Origin of the sequence: Streptomyces sp. NPDC018019 (assembly GCF_044327805.1) — a bacterium.
GTDB lineage: Bacteria > Actinomycetota > Actinomycetes > Streptomycetales > Streptomycetaceae > Streptomyces.
The window spans coordinates 62,831-82,427 of the sequence record NZ_JBIRGD010000036.1 but is presented as its reverse complement, the minus strand read 5'-3'; the positions used below and the strand labels follow the sequence as shown (position 1 = coordinate 82,427).

The 19,597-nt window shown below is 75.6% G+C and carries 14 protein-coding genes; 8 read left to right on the top strand and 6 right to left on the bottom strand.

Going from position 1 to position 19,597, the window contains the following annotated elements:
• Positions 1–91 precede the first annotated feature (91 nt).
• The gene (locus ACH4FX_RS37895; RefSeq protein WP_398486039.1) at positions 92–706 is read right to left on the bottom strand and encodes a trimeric intracellular cation channel family protein; all 615 of its coding nucleotides are present in this window, start codon (positions 704–706) and stop codon (positions 92–94) included.
• Positions 707–837: 131 nt separating this feature from the next.
• Between ACH4FX_RS37895 and ACH4FX_RS37890 the strand changes: the two genes are divergently transcribed.
• The 5 genes from ACH4FX_RS37890 (at position 838) to ACH4FX_RS37870 (ending at position 10,891) form a co-directional block, all read left to right on the top strand.
• Positions 838–1,695, top strand: a complete 858-nt coding sequence (locus ACH4FX_RS37890) for a thioesterase family protein (RefSeq protein ID WP_398486038.1) — start codon at positions 838–840, stop codon at positions 1,693–1,695.
• Between the two features lie 75 nt (positions 1,696–1,770).
• Complete coding sequence (locus ACH4FX_RS37885) at positions 1,771–2,202, top strand: CU044_2847 family protein (protein WP_398486037.1); 432 nt, start codon at positions 1,771–1,773, stop codon at positions 2,200–2,202.
• 22 nt (positions 2,203–2,224) lie between these two features.
• Positions 2,225–4,480: a trypsin-like peptidase domain-containing protein gene (locus tag ACH4FX_RS37880; protein ID WP_398486036.1), complete on the top strand. Its 2,256-nt coding sequence runs from the start codon at positions 2,225–2,227 to the stop codon at positions 4,478–4,480.
• Between the two features lie 46 nt (positions 4,481–4,526).
• Positions 4,527–5,546: an AAA family ATPase gene (locus ACH4FX_RS37875; RefSeq protein WP_398486035.1), complete on the top strand. Its 1,020-nt coding sequence runs from the start codon at positions 4,527–4,529 to the stop codon at positions 5,544–5,546.
• On the top strand, positions 5,543–10,891 hold the full coding sequence (locus ACH4FX_RS37870) for an SAV_2336 N-terminal domain-related protein (protein WP_398486034.1): 5,349 nt from the start codon (positions 5,543–5,545) through the stop codon (positions 10,889–10,891). Before ACH4FX_RS37875 ends, ACH4FX_RS37870 begins: the two co-directional genes overlap by 4 nt.
• Before the next feature lie 65 nt (positions 10,892–10,956).
• On the opposite strand, the gene ACH4FX_RS37865 is transcribed toward ACH4FX_RS37870, so the two are convergent.
• Positions 10,957–11,817 (bottom strand): alpha/beta fold hydrolase, encoded by an 861-nt coding sequence (locus ACH4FX_RS37865; protein WP_398486033.1) that lies wholly within the window; start codon positions 11,815–11,817, stop codon positions 10,957–10,959.
• Between the two features lie 178 nt (positions 11,818–11,995).
• On the opposite strand from ACH4FX_RS37865, the gene ACH4FX_RS37860 reads away from it, so the two are divergent.
• Positions 11,996–13,165: a cysteine desulfurase family protein gene (locus ACH4FX_RS37860; protein ID WP_398486032.1), complete on the top strand. Its 1,170-nt coding sequence runs from the start codon at positions 11,996–11,998 to the stop codon at positions 13,163–13,165.
• Between the two features lie 68 nt (positions 13,166–13,233).
• On the opposite strand, the gene ACH4FX_RS37855 is transcribed toward ACH4FX_RS37860, so the two are convergent.
• Positions 13,234–13,788: a hypothetical protein gene (locus ACH4FX_RS37855; RefSeq protein WP_398486031.1), complete on the bottom strand. Its 555-nt coding sequence runs from the start codon at positions 13,786–13,788 to the stop codon at positions 13,234–13,236.
• Positions 13,789–13,846: 58 nt separating this feature from the next.
• On the bottom strand, positions 13,847–14,542 hold the full coding sequence (locus tag ACH4FX_RS37850) for an N-acetylmuramoyl-L-alanine amidase (protein WP_398486030.1): 696 nt from the start codon (positions 14,540–14,542) through the stop codon (positions 13,847–13,849).
• Between the two features lie 54 nt (positions 14,543–14,596).
• Here ACH4FX_RS37850 and mnmA point away from each other — a divergent pair, with 54 nt between their 5' ends.
• Positions 14,597–15,718, top strand: a complete 1,122-nt coding sequence (gene mnmA, locus ACH4FX_RS37845) for a tRNA 2-thiouridine(34) synthase MnmA (protein WP_398486029.1) — start codon at positions 14,597–14,599, stop codon at positions 15,716–15,718.
• Between the two features lie 43 nt (positions 15,719–15,761).
• Here mnmA and ACH4FX_RS37840 read toward each other — a convergent pair whose 3' ends face one another.
• Entirely contained in the window at positions 15,762–16,820 is a 1,059-nt protein-coding gene (locus ACH4FX_RS37840) for an aldo/keto reductase (protein ID WP_398486028.1), read from the bottom strand.
• Positions 16,821–17,033: 213 nt separating this feature from the next.
• Here ACH4FX_RS37840 and ACH4FX_RS37835 point away from each other — a divergent pair, with 213 nt between their 5' ends.
• A complete protein-coding gene (locus tag ACH4FX_RS37835; RefSeq protein WP_398486027.1) occupies positions 17,034–17,861 on the top strand; it encodes a VC0807 family protein in 828 nt (275 codons plus the stop codon).
• Here ACH4FX_RS37835 and murJ read toward each other — a convergent pair.
• Positions 17,827–19,491, bottom strand: coding sequence for a murein biosynthesis integral membrane protein MurJ (gene murJ / locus ACH4FX_RS37830; protein WP_398486026.1), 1,665 nt, complete (start codon positions 19,489–19,491; stop codon positions 17,827–17,829). The genes ACH4FX_RS37835 and murJ overlap by 35 nt on opposite strands.
• Between the last annotated feature and the right edge of the window lie 106 nt (positions 19,492–19,597).

Here is a 19,597-nt window from a genome sequence, read left to right as displayed (position 1 = left end):
GACGCCCTGCAGGACCTCCTGCGGTGCTGGACCGGAACCTGCACCACCTGCGGCCGCCCACTGACCAAGACCAGAACCTAACGAAGCACTACTAGCGCGGCTTGAGCTGCTGCGGGCGCGGCAGGTGGAAGCCGAAGTAGACCGCCGCCATCCGCAGCGCGAAGACCACCCCGGCGGAGACCACGGCGGCCACGTCGGCCCGTACGTGGAGGTGGTGCAGGCCGAGGTACGAGGCGGCGCCCGCGAGCGCGGCGATGGCGTACACGTCCTCGCGCAGCAGCAGCGGCGGGAACTCGCCGCACAGCACGTCGCGGATGACCTCGCCGACCACACCGCTCATCACCGCGAGGATGAGCACCGCCAGCGGGGTGGCGCCCGCGGCGATGGCGGCGCGGGCGGCGATGACGGTGACGACGGAGAGCCCCACCGCGTCGACGACCAGCAGCGACTTGCGGGGCAGCTGCCAGTACCGCAGATAGATGATGGTGCCCACGCTGACGCAGATGATCAGTGTGAGCAGCACCCAGTCGTGCGTCCAGTAGAGCGGGTGGTCGTCGAGGATCAGGCTGCGCAGGGTGCCGCCGGCGGTGGCCGCGGCGAACGCGAGGACCAGACCGCCGAACGGGTCCATGTTGGCGCGGTACGCGGCCAGCACCCCGCTCGCGGCGAAGGCGGAGACGCCGACCAGGTAGAGCACGTGAAGCATGGGCCCATGATCTCAGCCCGCCGGGGCGGCGCCGCGCGGACGACGGCCGGCGAACGGCCGCACCGCGCCCGGTGACGGTTGAAGAAAAAAGGGTCTACCGGTCAGTAACAAATCCGTGTAGCGTGCCGCGCATGGCACAGGTGACCCTAGGCAACAGCGAATTCGACCGTGACACGGCGGTCGTCCGCCGGGCCCCCGGGCACTACGAGGCGCACCTCTCGGCCGGCTGGACGATCATCCACGCGGTCAACGGCGGCTACCTGCTCGCCCTGATGGGCCGGGCCCTGGGCGACGCCCTCCCGCACCCGCACCCCTTCTCGGTCACCGCGCACTACCTGACCGCCTCGGTCCCCGGCCCCGCCGTCATCCGCACCGAGACCGTCCGCACCGGCCGCACCATGTCCACCGGCACCGCCACCCTCGTCCAGTTCGAGGAGGACGGCACCGAGGTCGAGCGGCTGCGGGTGCTCGCCGCGTACGGCGACCTGGACGCGCTCGACGACGAGGTGCGCACCACCGCCAAACCGCCCGCCATCCCGCCGTACGAGCACTGCCTCGGTACGGACAGCGCCCCCGAGGGCCGCTCGCCGATCCCCGGCAGCACCGCCATCGCCGAACGGCTCACCGTCCGCCTGGACCCGGCGACCTGCGGCTGGGCCGTCGGCGCGCCCTCCGGCAACGGTGAGATGCGCGGCTGGTTCGGCCTCGCCGACGGCCGCGACCCGGACCCGCTCTCGCTGCTGCTGACGGTCGACGCGCTGCCGCCCACCGCCTTCGAACTCGGCCTGACCGGCTGGGTCCCCACCGTCGAGCTGACCACCCACATCCGCTGCCGCCCGGCCCCCGGCCCGCTGCGCGTCGCCATCACCACCCGCAACCTGGCGGGCGGCTTCCTGGAGGAGGACGCCGAGGTGTGGGACAGCGCCGACCGCCTCGTCGCCCAGTCCCGCCAGCTGGCCCGCGCGCCGAAGTCCGCCGCCGCGGTGTGACCGCCGGAGCCGCCCGCGCGAACCACCTGCTCCAAAGGGGGCGCGCCGGCCGCGGTGACGTGCCAGACTGATCACATGGGGGACATGCCACTGTCACTGAGCGACGATGAAGAGACGGTCGTCTGGCTGCACTTGGCCCCGGCCGGCGCGGACCGGCCCGACGGTCCGGCGCTGCCCGGCCAGGCACCGCCCGAGAAGGACGACGACACGGCGCTGGAGCTGCCGGACGGCTTCGGCCACGCCCGGCCGGTCAGCGTGGACGGGCGGATCGCGCGGGCGCTGACCCGCGGCGGCGAGACGCTGGAGGGCGCGCTGCGCCCGCTGGGCGGCGTACTGGGCAGCATCCACCGCTCGCTGGCCAACGGCGACCACCGGCCGGACGAGGTCACGGTGGAGTTCGGGGTCACCCTGGGCTCGGACCTGAGCCTGGGGGTCTTCTCCGGCAACGGCGAGGCCAGCTTCAAGGTCTCCGCCACCTGGAACCTCGGCAGCGGCAGCACGGCCTGAGGACGGCATGGTGGTGTCCGGCGTGGATCAGCCGCTGTACCGCTCCTTCGTCTCGGTGCGCGGCGCCGAACGGGCCGTCGGCGCCGGTGTACTGGTCGGCGACGATCTCGTCCTGACCTGCGCGCACGTGGTCAACAGCGCGCTGGGCCGGGACCGTTACGACCAGTCGCTGCCCGGTCCGGGCCGCTCCGTCCGGCTCCGGCTGCCGCACGTCGCGCCCGACCGGGAGCTGACCGCCCAGGTGGAGCCCGCCCTGTGGCGCCCGCCGCGCGCGACGGCCGGCCCCTCCGGACCGGTGCCGCCCGGCGCACTGCTCTACCACGGTGACCTGGCCGTGCTCCGGCTGCCCGGCCCCGCGCCCGCCGGCGCCGAACCGGCCCCCTTCCTCCCGCACGCCTACGGCAACGAGGTCATCGCCCTGTGGGCCAGCGGCCACCCGCTGCCCACCGTGCGCGCGGTGCCCCGGGTCTCCGCGCCGCCCTGGATCGCGCTGGACGTGGCCGGTGGCACGGAGGTCACGGAGGGGTTCAGCGGCGGACCGCTGTGGGACCGCGAGCGGCAGGCCGTGGTCGGCATCGTGGTGGCCGACCTCCAGACCGCGTCCGGCGCCCGCCCGGCGGGGCCGCCCCCGGCCGCGGCCACGCTGTACGGGATCAGCGTCCCCGCCATCGAGGCCGAACTCCCCGCGTTGCCGCCGCCCGTGGTGCCCACCGCCCGGCGCGGTGTCCAGCAGCTGCTGGCCGTCCTGGAGACGATCCTGACCACCCCGGACGCGGTCCGCGGCTGCGAGGAACTGCTCGCCTCCCGGCTGGGGCGCCCGCCCCTGGGCCCCGGCGCCGACCTCGACCGGCTGGTCGGCCTGGCCGTGGGCGTCCGGCGCGGGGTGCCCGAACTGCTCCAGGCCGTACGCGAACTGGTGCCGTACGACAACGGTCCGCGGTGGGAGCGGCTGCGCAAGGTGGCCCGCGCCGTCAGCCCCGGCGAGTGCCTCACCCCCGGCCAGCGGCGCGGCCTGACGGGCCTGCTGGCGCACTGCGTCCGCACGGACCCGCGGGAGTTACTGGACGCCGTGCTGCCGCACGCCATCGAACTGCCCGCGGTGACCGGCCTGGCCGACGCACTCGACATTCTGGAGGGGTACGACGCCCCGGGCGACCAGCTCGTGCCGCCGCTGCTCCAGGGAGTGGTGCGCATCGTGGTGGAGGAGAGCGAGGCGGGCCCGGACCCGGCCGAGGATCTGGAGGCCTGGGCGGAGCGCGCCGCCGTCCGGCTCGGGGTGGACGTGGCCGCCGTACGGCAGTACACCGCCGACGTCCGGGGCTACCGCGCCGAGCGGGCGCGGGCCGCCGCCGTCGAGCACCGCGCCGCCGCGGCGGAGCACCGGGCCGCCGACCGCGCCCGCCATGAGGAGCGGCCGAGCGACTGGGCGGGGATCAGCGGCGCCGCGGTGACCACGGCCCCCCGCCCGAACGGCACGGTCCCGGCCCCCGGCGGCTCACGGCTGTCCCGGGTGCCCCGCGTCCAGGTGGAGCTGCTGCCCACCGCCACCGGACGGCACTACACGTACCAGGTCTGGGCCTGGAGCGGCGGGGACGCCCCGCACCATCTGGTCCTCGCCCAGGACACCGAGGTGACCAGCGAACAGGTCGTGGACGACATCCACCGCGTCCTGGTCAACGAGATCCGGGAGGACCCCGAGCCCGCGCTCGTCGAGTTCTTCCTGCCCGCCGCCTGGCTCGGGCTGCCGGTGGACCGCTGGGAGTCCTTCGACAGCGACGAGGACGGCCCCTTCGAACTGGGCTTCACCCGCCGGGTGGTGATCCGCACCGCCCGGCGCTCCCGCGAGAGCTACGCCGGGTGGAAGCGGCGTACCGCCGCCCTGGACCGGGCCCGCAGCCTGGTGCTGGACCACGGCTGCACCGACCGCAAGGTGGCCCGTGCCCGGCTGGAGATGCAGCCCGAGGTCGGCACGGTGATCGTGTGCTGCGAACCGCGCCACCACGGGACGCTGCTGCGCCAGTGCGTCCAGGCGGGTGTGCACACCGTCCTGTGGCACCGCGAGGAGCACGGGGAGAGCGTCGCGGCGGGCCTGCTCGAACTGGTCGAGGGCGGGCACCACACCCAGCTCCCCGAGACGGTGCGCCTGGAGCGGGCCAAGGCGGTGGCCGAGGCCGCCGCGACGCACCACCGGGGACGGCAGCTGTCCCTGATGTACGACGCGCCCGACCACCGGCCACCGCAACTGGCCCCGGACGCCTGGGTCCTGACCCAACCGTGACCCGGCCGTGACGCAGCAAGCGAGCAAGGACGAAGGAGAACGACCCGTGGCCCAAGAGAGCACACCCGACCACGGTCCGGGAGCCGGGCCGGAGCCCGAGGGCTGGTGGGTGTTCCGCGGACCCGCACCGCTGCCGGCGGCGCCCCCGTGGCGCTACTTCGCCGCCGCGCGCAGGCGGGCCGAGGCGCCCGCGCCGTACCTGATGGACCGCAACGAGGTGTCCGTCGTCAACGCCGCCCTGCACCTGCACCGCCCGCTGCTGGTCACCGGCCGCCCGGGGACCGGCAAGAGTTCGCTGGCCCGCGCCATCGCCTCCGAGCTGGGCCTCGGCGACGTGCTGCGCTGGTCGGTCAACAGCCGCTCCACCCTCGCCGACGCGCTCTACCGCTACGACGCGGTGGGCCGGCTGCGCGAGGCGTCGCTGCGCCGCGAGCGGGAGGCCGCCCGTACGGCGCCGCGCCGGCTCAAGGACCACCGCGGCTCGTTCGCCACCGACATCGGCCACTACCTGCGCCTGGGCCCGCTGGGCACGGCGCTGGCCGCCACCGACCGGCCGCGGGTGCTGCTCGTCGACGAGCTGGACAAGTCCGACATCGACCTGCCCAACGACCTGCTGGTGGTCCTGGAGGAGGGCGAGTTCGAGATCCCGGAGCTGGCGCGGCTGTCCGAGCAGCACCAGGACGTGCACGTGCTGACCGACGGCAGCCGGGAGCGGGTACGGGTGCACCGCGGCGTCGTCTCCTGTACGCACTTCCCGGTCGTGGTGATGACCAGCAACGGCGAACGGGAGTTCCCGCCCGCCTTCCTGCGCCGCTGCGTCCGCCTGGACCTGCCCGACCCGACGCCCGAGCGGCTGCGCGAGATCGTCGCCCACAACCTGGGGCCGGCCGCGCTCGCCGAGGCCGAGGACCTGATCGACGGCTTCCTCCAGCGGTCCAAGACCGAGACGCTCGCCACCGACCAGCTGCTGGCCGCCGTCCACCTCCGTGTCACCGGGGCCGACCTGACCAAGGACGAGCTGCTCACCGCGGTCATGCACCGCCTGGACGAGCCCATGTCGCCATGATCGACCGGCTGCGGCAGGTCCTCGCCGGGCAGGGCTACGACCTGGATGCGCACGAGCTGCTGGACGTCCTGTGGCTGGCCCGCGCGGTACGCGAGGGCGAGCGGCGGCAGGCCGCGGCCGGTGCGGCGCCCGGAGAGGCCACCGGTGCGGGGGCGGACGGCGGCCCGCCCGGCGGGACGGAGCCGACGGCCGCGGACGCGGCGGAGTCCGGCGGGGACCCGGACCGGGCGGGCGGTGCGGACGCCGCGGACGGGCCGCCCGGGACCGAAGGGGCCGGGGCGCCGCCGGACGGCGACCGCGCCACCGTGCTCCCGGCACAGCGCGCCCTGTACGCGATGGGCAGCGAGGGCGGCAGCGCGCGCAGCCGGCGCGCCCGGCCCGCGCGGGCACCCGGCCGCCGCGCGCTCGCCCGGCCCCAGCACCTGTCCCGGGCGCTGCGCCCGCTGCGCCGCTTCCAGCCGCACCCGCACCGGTGCGTCACCGACGTGGAGGCGACCGTACGGCTCGCCGCGGAGACCGCGCTGTTCGACGTGGTGTCCCGGCCGGACGTCGAACACCGCTGGTCCGCCGTCCTGCTGGTGGACGACGCGCCCTCGATGCAGGTGTGGAGCCAGCTGGCCGGCGAGCTGCGGGCGGTGCTGGACCGCGGCGGCATCTTCCGCAGCGTGCGCGTGTGCGCCGTCGACGCCCGGAAGATGGCCGTGCCGGGCCGGCTGCCGTGGACCACGGGCCCCACGCTGACCTTCGTCCTGACCGACGGTACGAGCCCGGGGTGGCGGACCCCCGACGCGGCGCGCGCGGTCCGCGGCTGGGGCCGGTACGGGCCGGTGACGGTGCTCCACCCGCTGCCGCGGCGCCTGTGGCGGGGGACCGCGCTGGACGCCCAGCCCCGGCTGCTGACCTCGCCCGTCGAGTTCCCCGGGCCGGACCGGATCACCGTGCTCGACCCGCTGACCGGCGGGCCGGACCCGGAGGCCGAGGAGCCGGGGACGGTGGCGCTGCCCGTCGTCCCGCTGACGCCCGGCGGGCTCGGCCAGTGGACCGCGCTGCTGACCCGCCCCGGCGCCGCGCACCTGGTGGACACGGTGCTGCTGGGCGAGGACCCGGAGCAGGACCCGCCGCGGCCCGCCGGGTCGGCCGAGGAACTGGTCGCGCACTTCCGCGGCGCGTTCTCGCCCGAGTCCTACCGGCTGGCCGTACGGCTCTCCGCGATCAACCCGCTCACCGTCCCCCTGATGCAGCTGGTGCGGGCCGCCACGATGAGCGACGCCGGGCCGACCCAGGTCGCCGAGATCCTCCTCGGCGGACTGCTGGAACGGGTCGCCGGCCCGCGCGGCCCCGCCTCCCTCGGCGCGTTCGGCGGACCGCTGGACGCCGGTGCCGGGCAGCCCGTCTACGACTTCCGGCCCGGTGTGCGCGAACTCCTCTTCAGCGGCCTGGGCACCCGGCAGTCGCTGGCCGTCGTCGAGGCGGTCGGGCGCGCCCTGGAGCCGTACATGGGCCGGCTGCCCGACTTCCCGGCGCTGGTCGCCGACGAGACCGGGGAACTGCGGCTCCAGGAGTCGGCGCAGGCGTTCGCCGTGCTGACCAGTCCGGTACTGGAGCGGCTGGGCGGCAGCGCGGTGGCCGGGACGGGTGCGGCGGACGGGTCGTACGCGGGTGTTCCGGCGAGGGCGGACGCATCGGTGGACGCGTCGGTGGACGCACCGGCCCGGACCGGGACTTCCGTGGAACCGGCCGGTACGGAGCCGGAGCCGGCCGAGCCGGAGCCGGCGGATCTGGAGCCGGCGGATCTGGAGCCAACGGGTGCAGAGCCGACGGACGTGGAGCCGACGGGCGCGCAGCCGCCGTCCGGAGAAGCCGCCGAGCCCGCCCCCTCCGCCGCCGGCTCCCGGCCCCCCGTACCGGCCCTGCCCGGCGACGAGCCGCGGGAGCCGCTGCGCGCCACCGTCCTCGGGCCGGTGGGGCTGTGGCGGGGCGACCAGCGGATCGAGGTGCCCGCCCGGCTGGACCGCACGCTGCTCGCCGCCCTCCTGCTGCACCACGAGGGCGTGGCCTCGGACGCCGAGCTGCTCGGTGCCCTCTGGGGCGGCAGCCCGCCGCGCGGCGCCCGTTCGATGCTGGACCATGGCGTCGCCCGGCTGCGCAAGGCGCTCGGCGAGGACGAACACGTACTGACCCGCGAGCGCGTCGGCTACGCCCTGCGCGGCGACGCCGGGACCGAGCTGGACGTGGACGTGCGCCGCGCCGAGGAGTACGAACGCGACGCCCGTGCCGCCCGTGAGGCGGGGGACTGGGCCCGCGCCCGTAGGCTGCTGGACGCGGCCCTCGGCCTGTGGCGGGGGGAGCCCCTGGCCGGACTGCCCGGCCCGTACGCGCAGTCCGAGCGGCTCCGGCTGACCGAGTGGCGGCAGACCCTGGTGGAGGACCGCATCGAGACCGACCTGTGGCTGGGCCGGTACGCCCAGGCCCAGGCGGAGCTGGCCGAACTGTACGCCCGGCACCCGACCCGCGCCCGCCTGGCCGAACTGCTCGCGCTCGCCTGGGACCAGGACGGGCCCGGGCGGGCGGACGCGTCCGGTACGGACGGCCTGCCGGACCGCCGGGAGCGCGAGCCGCTGCGCATCACCGTGCTCGGGCCGGTGCGGATGCGGCGCGGGGACACGGCCCTGGCGGCCGGCTCGCCGCAGCAGCGCGCGCTGCTGGCCGTGCTCGCACTGCACGGCGGCCGTGCCGTCTCCGAGGCCGACCTGATCGAGGCCCTGTGGGGCGACGATCCGCCGCACGCCGCGCGCGCCGCCCTGCGTACCTACGTGTCCCGGCTGCGCAAAGCCCTTGGCGCGGACGCGAAGGTCCTGGTCGCCGAGGGCGGCGGGTACGCGCTCCGCCGGTACGTCGGCACGGAGATAGAGGTGGACCTGCGCCGCGCCGAGGAACTGGTCGCGGCGGCCTACGAGGCGCGCGCCGCCGGGGACCGGGAGCGCGCCTGGGAAGCGCTGGACGAGGCCGTCGCCCTGTGGCGGGACGGCGAGCCCCTGGCGAACCTGCCCGGCCCGTATCTGCGCGCGGAGTCCCGGCGGCTGGCCGACTGGCGGCGCACCCTGATCGAGGACCGTACGGAGCTGGAGCTGCAACTGGGCCGTTACGCCGCCGCTGAAGAGACGCTGACCTGGCTGCTCTACCTGGACCCGGCGCGCGAGCGCTCCCGTGAACTGCTCGCGCGTGTCCTGGCGCACGACGAGCCGGTCTCCCCGGGGCTGCGCAGCATGCTGCGGGCCGGCCGGTACGGGCCCCGGCAGGAGCGCGCGGGCGGCCGGCGCGCCGAGGCCCGGCAGCTGGTGGAGCACCTGACCCGGGAGAGGGCCACGGGGCGGACCGCCTGTGTCATCTCCGGGGGCGCGGGTGTCGGGAAGACGAGCCTGGCGGCACAGGTGACCGACGCGGTGCAGGAACGCTTCCCGGACGGCCGGCTGTACGCGATCATGCCGGCGGCCGGTGACCCGGAGACGGCGGTGGCCCACCTGGCCGGCGCGCTGCTGCGGCAACTGGACTACCGGGACCCGGAGATCCCCGAGGCCGCCGCCGAACGCCTCGCGCTCTACGGGACGGCGGTGCGCGGCCGCCGGCTGATCGTCGTCCTGGACGAGGTGCGCGACATGGCGCCCGTCCTGCCGCTGCTCCCGGGGGCGCCGGGGGCCGCGCTGGTCATCGGCCGCGACCGGCCGCCGGCCGGCCTGCCCGGGGTGCTGTCCCTGCACCTGGAGGCGATGAGCGCGGCCGACGCGCTGGAACTCCTCGCGCTGCGGGTGGGGGAGGAACGGGTGGCGGCCCGCCGCGCGGTGGCGCGCGCCGCACTCGAAGCGTGCGGCTGCTCGGAGGCCGCGGTCGACGCGGTGGCGGCCGAACTGATGCTGGAGGGCGGGACGGACCGTACGGCGGCCGAGTCCCTGATCACCGCCACCGCGCTGCGTCTGACCCACGACCTGGCGCCGCCGGCGCTCGCCGCCTTCCGGCTGCTGGCGCTGCCGGACTGCCCCGACCTGTCCGCGAGCGCCGTGGCCGCCCTGACCGGTACCGGCCCCGGCGACGCCCGGACCCATCTGGACACCTTGGCGCAGACCGGTCTGCTCAAGGCCCCGGCGCCCGGCCGCTACCGGCACCGCGAAGCGCTCGCCTCCTTCGCGTACGAGAACCTGACCGCCCACACCTCACCGGCGGAGCGCCGCGCCGCGCTGTCCCGGCTGCTGGACTGGTACCTCGCCACGGCGATCGGGGCGTACGCGCTCGACGCGCCCGACGCGCCCCTGCTGCACCAGGTCGCCGCCGCGGGGACGGCCGTCACACCCTTGCGCCTCACCGACCGCGGGGCCGCCGCGGACTGGTGGGCGGCGGAGGGGGCCGGCGCGCTGTCCCTCGTGCGGCAGACGGCGGAGCTGCTGTCCGACGGTCACGCCGCGCGCGGCGCCGACCTGCTGCTCCTGCTCGAACCGCTGCTGGGCACCGGGCGTCACGCGGAGCCGTACGAGGCGGCGGCGCGGGCGGCTGCCGCACGGGCCGCCGCGGACCGCGACCGGCGCGCCGAGGGGCGTGCCCGGCTGGCGTGCGCCCACGCCTGCCTGCTGGCCGAACGGTTCGACCGGGCCGACGACGAGGCCCGCCGCGCCTACCGGCTCGGGCTCGACGCGGGCGACCCGGTGATCAGCTGCCGGGCCCCGCTGGTGCGCGGTGCCACCGCGCTCGCGCTCCGCCGGGGCGACGCCGACCAGCACTTCACGCTGGCGCTGAGCCACTGCCAGGTGCAGGGCGACCGGCTCGGCGAGGCCGCGGTCCTGGTGGAGCGGTCCCGTCTGTACGTGCGCGACCGCGATCCGGAGCGGGGCGCCGAACTCGCCGGGCGGAGCGTGCGGATCTACCGGTCGGCCGGGCAGGGCCACCGGCTCGGCGCGGCCCTGTACGCCCTCGCCGTCGCCCGGGCGGAGGCGGGCCGCCACGAGGACGCGCTGGACGCCCTCCAGGAGGCGCTGCCCGCGTTCGAAGCCGCCGGGCAGCGGCTCTGGGCGGGCCTGGCCCGGCTGCGGACCGCCGAGGCGCTGCTCGCCGTCGCCCGGCCGGAGGCCGCGGCCGAGGCGGCGGAGGCCGCGGTGGGGCTGCTCGCGGGGCTGGACGGCAAGCGGCGGTGGGCCGACGGGCTGACCGTGCTGGGACACACCTTGGACGCCCTCGGTCAGTCCGAGCGGGCGCAGGCGTGCTGGGACGAGGCGGTCGGGCTGTACGGGACGCCGAACGCGGCGGAGCCGTGGACGCGGCAGCGCACCCCGCCGGCGCCGGGGGCGGCCGGCGCCTGACGCGGCGGTACGAGCCGCGCTACGCCGTTCCGCGCCGGCCGCGTGCCCGGCCGGGCCGGTCCGCGTCAGGCGGGATCCGCCGGACCGCGGCCGTCCGGGTCCGCGAACGAGGCCAGCACCGCAGTCAGTTCCGCCGGTGCGTCCTCCTGCACGAGGTGCCCGGCGCCCTCGATCAGGTGCAGCCGGGCGCCCGGGATCGCCGTCGCCAGGTCGTGCGCCCAGGTGACGGGCAGCCAGGTGTCGTCCGTCCCCCAGCACACCAGGGTGGGGACGGTCAGCTCGCCGTAGCGTCCGTCGAGGCCGGCGGTGAGGTCCGGCCCGTTCTGCGCGATCTGCCGGTAGAAGGCGGCCTGCCCCTCCTCGGTGCACCACGGCTCGACGAGCCGTTCCAGGACGGCGGGGTGCAGGCCGGGGTGGCTGCTCGAGGCCAGGTACTCCGTCACCAGCGCCCGGTGCAGAGCGGCCGGCAGCCGGCCGAACACGTCCGGGTGGCCGCCGAGCAGACGGTAGGCGGGCGAGCCCCAGCCGGTGAGGGCGACTGCGTCGAGAAGGGCCAGGCGCCGGTAGCGCACACCGTGCACGAGGTGGGCGCGCAGCGCCACGTAGCCGCCGAAGTCATGGGCGACGACGGTGGGTTCGCGGTCGGTGAGCCCCCAGTGCGCGAGCAGTCCGGTGAACACCTCGGCCTGCCGGGCGAGGGACACGTCCTGCCCGGCGGACATCTCGGAGGCGCCGTAGCCCGGCATGTCCCAGACGTACACCCGGAACCGCCCGGACAGCGCCCGTGCGACGTCCCGCCAGACGTAGGAGGAGAACGGCGTGCCGTGCAGCAGGACCAGCGGAGGCGCGCCCTCGTCGCCCAGGGCGGTCCACCGCACCTCGCCGGCGGAGCTGCGGTACGTACGGTCCAGTCGCCATGTTGTCATGACCGTAAGCGTAGTGACTCCTTACATGGGCGTCGAGGGATTTCCGTGCCGTCCCCGCCGGGCCCGTACCGCGTCCGTGCGGCGTCCGCACCGGCGCGTGGCGCGACCGGGGGCGTGGAGCCGAGCCCCCACGCGCCCGGCATGCGCCCCCGCGCCTGCTCGTAGAATCGTGCGCACCATGGTTTACCTCGACCACGCCGCCACCACCCCGATGCTCCCGGAGGCGGTGCAGGCGATGACCGCCCAGCTGACCGTCACCGGCAACGCGTCCTCGCTGCACGCCGCGGGCCGGCACGCCCGGCGCACCGTCGAGGAGGCGCGGGAATCCCTCGCCTCCGCGCTCGGGGCACGCCCCAGTGAGGTGGTCTTCACCGCGGGCGGCACCGAAGCCGACAACCTCGCGGTCAAGGGCCTGTACTGGGCCCGCCGGGACGCCGACCCGGCCCGGACGCGGGTCCTCGCCAGCCCCGTCGAGCACCACGCCGTCCTGGACGCCGTGGAGTGGCTCGCCGAGCACGAGGGCGCGCGCGTCGAATGGCTGCCCGTCGACGCGTACGGGCGGGTGCACGCCGACGCGTTCCGCGAGGCCGTCGCCCGCGACCCGGGCGACGTGGCGCTCGCCACCGTGATGTGGGCCAACAACGAGATCGGCACGGTCATGCCGGTCCGGGAACTGGCGGACGTGGCCGCGGAATTCGGCATTCCGCTGCACGCCGACGCGGTCCAGGCGTTCGGCCAGCTGGAGGTGGACTTCGCCGCCTCCGGCCTGGCCGCGATGACCGTCTCCGCGCACAAGATCGGCGGACCGTACGGCGTCGGCGCGCTGCTGCTGCAACGCGAGTACGCGCCCGTCCCCGTCCTGCACGGCGGCGGCCAGGAGCGGCAGGTGCGCTCGGGCACGCTGGACACCCCGGGCATCGCCGCGTTCGCCGCCGCCGCGCGGCACGCCGTCGCGCACCGCGAGGAGTTCGCCCGCGACATCGGCGCCCTGCGCGACGACCTGGTCAAGGCGGTACGGGCCGCCGCCCCGGACGCCGCCCTCGGCGGCGACCCCGACCCGGCGGGCCGGCTCCCCGCCAACGCGCACTTCTCCTTCCCCGGCTGCGAGGGCGACTCCCTGCTGCTCCTCCTGGACGCCCAGGGCATCGCCTGCTCCACCGGCTCCGCCTGCACGGCCGGCGTCGCCCAGCCCAGTCACGTCCTGCTCGCCGCCGGCATGGACGCGGACCTGGCCCGCGGCACGCTGCGGTTCTCGCTCGGCCACACCTCCACCGAGGCGGACGTGGCGGCGGTGGCGGAGGCGATCGGGCCGGTGGTGGAACGGGCGCGGAGCGCGGGGCTGAGCTGAGGCGACGGCCCGGGGCGTGCGGCCGGACCGCGGCGCGGGCTGAGCCGGGGCGCGGCCCCGCGCCCCGTTCACCAGATCGTGTCGAGCACCGCCTGGAGGAGCAGCCGCCGGAACGGCTCGGCACCGGTGCCGAAGGCCGCGGCGAGGGCGTACCCGATCGCGGCGTCCTCCCGCAGCGGCGGCGCCACGTCCGGATGCCAGTCGGCCCACACGTGCCCGGCGCCGTCCGAGGAGAAGTCCGCGATCCGGCGGCCGTCCTTGACCAGCCGGCTGCCGTTGGGCGAGTCCGGCAGCAGCCGGTAGCGGACACCGCCGTGGACGACGTCCACCCGGTGGGAGCGCCGGGTCAGCCGCCCCCTGCCCGGGGCGAGGTGCGCGGGCCGGCCCTCGACGGTCAGCCGGAGGGCGGCACCGTCGCGGGTGCCGATGGGGACGAACCCGGCCGGCGCGGCGCCCGGCGCGCGGCGCAGCTCGGCGGTCGGCACCCGCTCGCCGCGCACCGTCAGCAGACCGGCCGCCGCGTCCAGGTCCAGGCCGACCCGGCCGAAGATCCGGTCCTCGGCGAGGCCGGGCCCGGGGCCGTGACCCGTCCGCCCGGCGGCCGGGGCTCTGTCGTACGCCATGAGAGGTCCGTTCCGCGAGGGGCGCCGCGCGGCGCCCGGGGCGCGCCGGCCGCCCGGGTCACGCCCCCGGCGCCGGGGACGGGTGGCGCAGTTCGGCACGCACCAGATCCATGTACAGCCGCCAGTTCCAGTGTGGCCCCGGATCGGTGTGATCGGTGCCCGGTACCTCCACATGGCCCACGATGTGCTCCCGGTCGGCGGGGAAGCCGTAGCGCCGGCAGATCCCGGCGGTCAGCCGCGCCGAGGCCGCGTACATGGCGGGGGTGAAGGACGCCGGGCGGTCCACGAAGCCCTCGTGCTCGATGCCGACGCTGCGTTCGTTGTACGCCCGGTTGCCCGCGTGGAACGCCACGTCCAGCTCCCGGACCGTCTGCGCCACCAGCCCGTCCTTGCGCACCACGTAATGCGCGGCGGCGCCGTGCGCCGGGCTCTGGAAGACGCGCAGGGCGTCCGTGTAGCCGCCCTGGACGACGTGGATCACGACGCGGTCGATCACGTAGTCGTCGGGGCGGTCGGCCCGGCGCCAGTTCGCCGGGGCGGCCGGGACCCAGCGCGCGGGGCTGTGATCCACCGCGCCGTCCGTCCGCGGCTTCTTGCGGCCCGGCAGCCGCCACCACCAGCGCGCCACCTCGTCGTGCAGCGCGTAGACGGCGCCGCCGGCCACGACCGTGCCGGCGGTGCCGAGCAGCAGGGCGCGCCGGCTGAACCCCTGGCCGCCCCCGCCGGTCCGCCCGGCTTCCCCCGCGTCTCCCATGCGCTGCACAACGCTTGGAGCCCTGTCACCGGTTCCGTCTACCCTGGAAGGGTTATGACGACTGACGCTCCCCGCCGCCTCCGCGTGCTCGCCGCCATGTCCGGCGGTGTCGACTCCGCCGTCGCCGCCGCCCGCGCCGCCGAGGCGGGCCACGACGTGACCGGCGTGCATCTCGCGCTCTCCGAGAATCCGAAGTCCTTCCGCACCGGCGCCCGCGGCTGCTGCACGATCGAGGATTCGCACGACGCGCGCCGCGCCGCCGACGTGATCGGCATCCCGTTCTACGTGTGGGACCTCGCCGAGCGCTTCCGCGCGGACGTCGTCGAGGACTTCTTCGCGGAGTACGAGGCGGGCCGGACGCCCAACCCCTGCCTGCGCTGCAACGAGAAGATCAAGTTCGCCGCGCTGCTGGACAAGGCGCTCGCCCTCGGCTTCGACGCGGTCTGCACCGGCCACTACGCGACGATCGTCGAGCGGCCGGACGGCGGCCGTGAGCTGCACCGCGCCTCCGACATGGCCAAGGACCAGTCGTACGTCCTCGGCGTCCTCGACGACAAGCAGCTCGCGCACGCCATGTTCCCGCTCGGCGACACCCTCACCACCAAGGCGGAGATCCGCGAGGAGGCCGCCCGGCGCGGCCTGTTCGTCGCCAAGAAGCCGGACAGCCACGACATCTGCTTCATCGCCGACGGCGACACCCAGGGCTTCCTGGCCAAGCGGCTCGGCCGCGCCGAGGGCGACATCGTCGACGAGTCCGGCACCAAGCTCGGCACCCACGAAGGCGCCTACGGCTTCACCATCGGCCAGCGCAAGGGCCTGCGCATCGGCACCCCGGCCCCGGACGGCAAGCCGCGCTACGTGCTGGACATCTCCCCGGTCGACAACACGGTCACCGTCGGCCCGGCCGAGTCCCTGGACGTGACCGCGCTGACCGCGGTCCGCCCCCGCTGGTGCGGCGCCGCGCCGACCGGCCCGGGCACGTACACCGCCCAGCTGCGCGCCCACGGCGGCGAGACGGAGGTCACCGCCGAGCCGGCCGACGGCGGCCTGCGCGTCACCTTCGCCGAGCCGGTCCGCGGCGTCGCCCCCGGCCAGGCCATCGTGCTCTACGACGGCACGCGGGTGGTCGGCTCGGCGACCATCGCGACCACGGACCGCGCCCGCGCGGTGGCGTGACCGGCGGGCGCGGTACGGGCCGGGACCTGCCCGGCCCGGGGCCTCAGAGCACCCCGCGCACCGAGCGGCGGTAGGTGGACCGCCGCTCCTCGATGGCCTCCCAGCGGTCGCCGTAGACGTTCCGCGTGATCGCGGGCTCCGCCAGGAAGTCGTGCGGGAAGCCCAGCGGCACGGCGCTCACCTCGTCGAGCCGCCGCAGGGCGGCGTCGTCCAGCCGGACGTCCACGCTCGCCAGGTTGTCCGCGAGCTGGCTCTCCTTGGTCGCGGCGATGATCGGGATGATGTTGCCGGGGCGCTGCCGCAGCCAGGCCAGCGCCACCTGCGCCGGGCTCCAGCCGCCCTGCTCGGCGACCTCCAGCACCGCCGTGACGACCGCCTCCTCGTGCTCCGTCGCCCGGCCGTCCTCGCCGACCACGTCCAGCCGGCCCCGCTCGCCGCGCCGGTACTTGCCGGTGAGCTTGCCGGCCGCCAGCGGGGCCCACGCCAGGACGGCCAGGTCGAAGGCGCGCGCCTGGGGGAGCAGCTCCCGCTCCGGCGTGCGCTCCAGCAGGCTGTAGCGCAGCTGCGAGCCGGCGAACGCGGTCCAGCCGCGCAGCTCGGCGAGGGTGTTGGCTTGCGCGATCTCCCAGGCCGGCCAGTCGGACACGCCGACGTAGAGCACCTTCCCGGACCGGACGACGTCGTCCAGCGCGCGCATCACCTCCTCGACGGGCGTGAAGTGGTCCCGGGCGTGCACCCACAGGACGTCCAGGTGGTCGGTGCGCAGCCGGGCGAGGCTCTGCTCCACCGACCGCACCAGGTTCTTGCGGTGGCTGCCCGCCGCGTTCGGGTCGCCGCCGCGGGTGGCGCAGGTGTACTTGCTGGCGAGCACGAACCGGTCCCGGCGGCCTGCGAGCAGCTCGCCGAGGATCGTCTCGGCGCTGCCGTCGGTGTAGTTGTTGGCGGTGTCGACGAAGTTGCCGCCGGCGTCCTCATAGGCGTCGACGATCCGCGCGCTGACGTCCTTCGGGGCGCCCCAGCCCCAGTCGGAGCCGATGGTCATGGCGCCGAGGCTCAGCTCGCTCACCCGCAGACCGGTCCTGCCGAACAGTGTGTAACGCACGAAGGGTTCCCTCTCGGTCGGGTCGTGGATCACTCGGGTCGTGGCTCCGACGCTAGGAGCTGGAGTGCCCTCCAGGGCAAGCGCCGGGCCGGTCGGCCGGCCTGACAAATGTCATGCCGAAGCCGGTACACGCGGTCCTGCCGCGGCACGAGCGGCGCGGGCGAAGCTGTAGGCGGCAAGGACGGACGGCGCGGACAGCGACTCGGAGGACTCATGAACAGCCAGGCCCCGCACGGCACGGAAGCGGCCACCGGTACGGAAGCGGCCACCGGCACGGCGGCCGGGTCCGGCACCGGTACGGCCGCCGCGCCCGGCCCGAAGCTGGAGGGACCGCGGGCGCTGCTGCTGGACGCCGGCATCCCGATCGCCTCGTACTACCTGCTCACCGGCGTCTTCGGCATGAGCACCCTGGCCGCGCTGGGCTGGAGCGGGGTGCTGCCGGCCGTGCGCTCGGTGTGGAGCCTGGTCAAAGAGCGCCGCTTCAACGCGGTGGCCACGGTGATGCTGGCGACGAACGTCATCGGTCTGCTGCTGAGCCTGGTGGCCGGCGACGAGCGGCTGATGATGGCCAAGGACAGCGCCGTGAGCAGCACCTTCGGTCTGGCGGTGCTGGTGTCCGCGCTGATCGGCCGCCCGATGATGGCGCCGATGCTCAAGCCGTGGATCACCAAGGGCGACGCGGCCCGGGCGGCCGCGTGGGACCGGCTGACGGCGGAGTCGGCGTGGTTCCGGCGGGTGCAGCGCCGGCACTCCGCCGTGTGGGGCGCCGCGCTGCTGGGCGAGTGCGTGGCCCGGGTGATCGGCGCGTTCACGCTGCCCGTGGACACGATGGTGTGGCTGGGCACGGTGATGCTCATCGCGGCGATCGTCCTCGCCATTTTGGCCAGCGCGCTGGTCGGCATCGACAAGATGGAGAAGATGGTCGCGGCCGGGGCGGCGGCGCGTACGGGGGCCGAGGCGGCGGAGACCGTCCCGGTCTCCGAGGCCACCGCCCCGGCCTCCGAGGTCAGCGCAGCCCCGGCAGGGACCGCAGCTCGGTGATCCGCAGGACGCGGGCCAGCAGCAGGAAGAGCAGGGCCATGACCGCGGCACCGGCGGCGAGGGCGAGCGCCGTGGACCAGAAGGCGTCCCCGGCGGCCCCCGCACAGGCGTGGGCCGCCGCCCAGCCCACCGCCCCGGCGGCCAGCGCGGCCCCGGTCAGCTTGCCGTACGTACGGCTCAGCCGGTGCCCGTCCAGCCGCCCGTCCAGCCGACGTCGCAGCAGGTATGCACTGGTCAGCAGCCCGACGGCGTACGACACGGCGTACGCGGCGGCCATGCCGACGACCGCCCACCGGGCCGGCAGCAGCAGATGGCAGGCGGTGGCGAGCGCGATGTTCACGCCGGAGATGCAGACGGCCATCAGGAACGGCGTACGCGTGTCCTCGAAGGCGTAGAAGCCGCGCAGCAGCAGCGACTGGGCGGAGAACGGGATCAGACCCAGCCCGAGGGCCTGGAGCATCTGCCCCAGCGGCACGGCGGACTCGGCACTGGCGGCGCCGTGCGCGTACAGCAGCTGCGCCATCTCCGGGCCGAAGGCCACGAAGAAGACGGCAGCCGGCACGATCACCACGCCACTGGTCCGCAGCGCGCGGGAGAGGTCGCCCCGCAGGTCGTCCAAGCGCTGTTCGGCGACCGCCCGGGTCATCCGCGGCAGCAGCGCGGTGATCAGCGAGACGGTGACGATGGACTGCGGCAGGCCCCAGATGTTCTGTGCGTAGGTGTACGAGGAGAAGCCGACGCCAGCCTTGGGCAGTTCCTGGTCGGCGGCCGTCGCGTAGTGCGTGACGACGGTCATCGAGACCAGGTTGACCAGGACGAACAGCAGCGTCCAGCGGGCCGCGTTCGCGCTCTTGCGCAGCCCGGTGCCGCGCCAGTCGAAGCGCGGCCGGAAGCGGAACCCCGCCTCGCGGGCGTAGGGGATCAGCGCGAGCGCCTGGAGGGCGATACCGATCGTGGTGCCGACGCCGAGCAGCCGCACCTGCGCGCCGGTGATGTCCGCCACCGTCTCCGGGACGGTCAGCAGGCCCACGTACGCACCGAACATGGCGACGAGGACGACGTTGTTGAGCACCGGCGTCCACATCATCGCGCCGAACCTGCCGCGCGCGTTCAGCACTTGCCCCAGGATGCCGTACACGCCGTAGAAGAAGATCTGCGGCAGCAGGAACCGGGCGAAGACCACGGTCAGTTCGTAGGCGGCGTGGTTCTCCGGTGTGTCCGTCGTGTACAGGCTCACGATCTCGGGGGCGGCCCACACCGCGAGCAGCGTACCGATGCCCAGCACCGTCAGGACGAGGGTGACGAGCCGCTGTTCGTGCGCCCGTCCGCCGTCCGGGTGCTCCGCCCGGGCCCGGACGAGCTGCGGTACGAGGACGGCGTTGAGAGCGCCGCCGACCAGCAGCGTGTACAGGCTCATCGGGACGAGGTTGGCCGTGTTGTACGTGGTGGCCAGCAGCCCGGTGCCGAGGGCGGCGGCCTGGAGGACGCCCCGGATCAGGCCCGTCGCCCGGGAGACGACCGTGCCCGCCGCCATCAGCAAGGACGAACGGCGCAGACTGCCGCCGTCCGTCCCCGTGCCCCCGTCGGCCGTGTGCGATATGTGCGCGCTTGAACGCGTTCCCTCCACCATGCCCGCAACCTAAACCCAGAGGTTCACGGGTCGCGACTTCCGCCCCGGTGGCCACGGGCGGCCCACGGCCCCCTAGGCTCGGCGGCAGCGACGGACACCCGGGGCC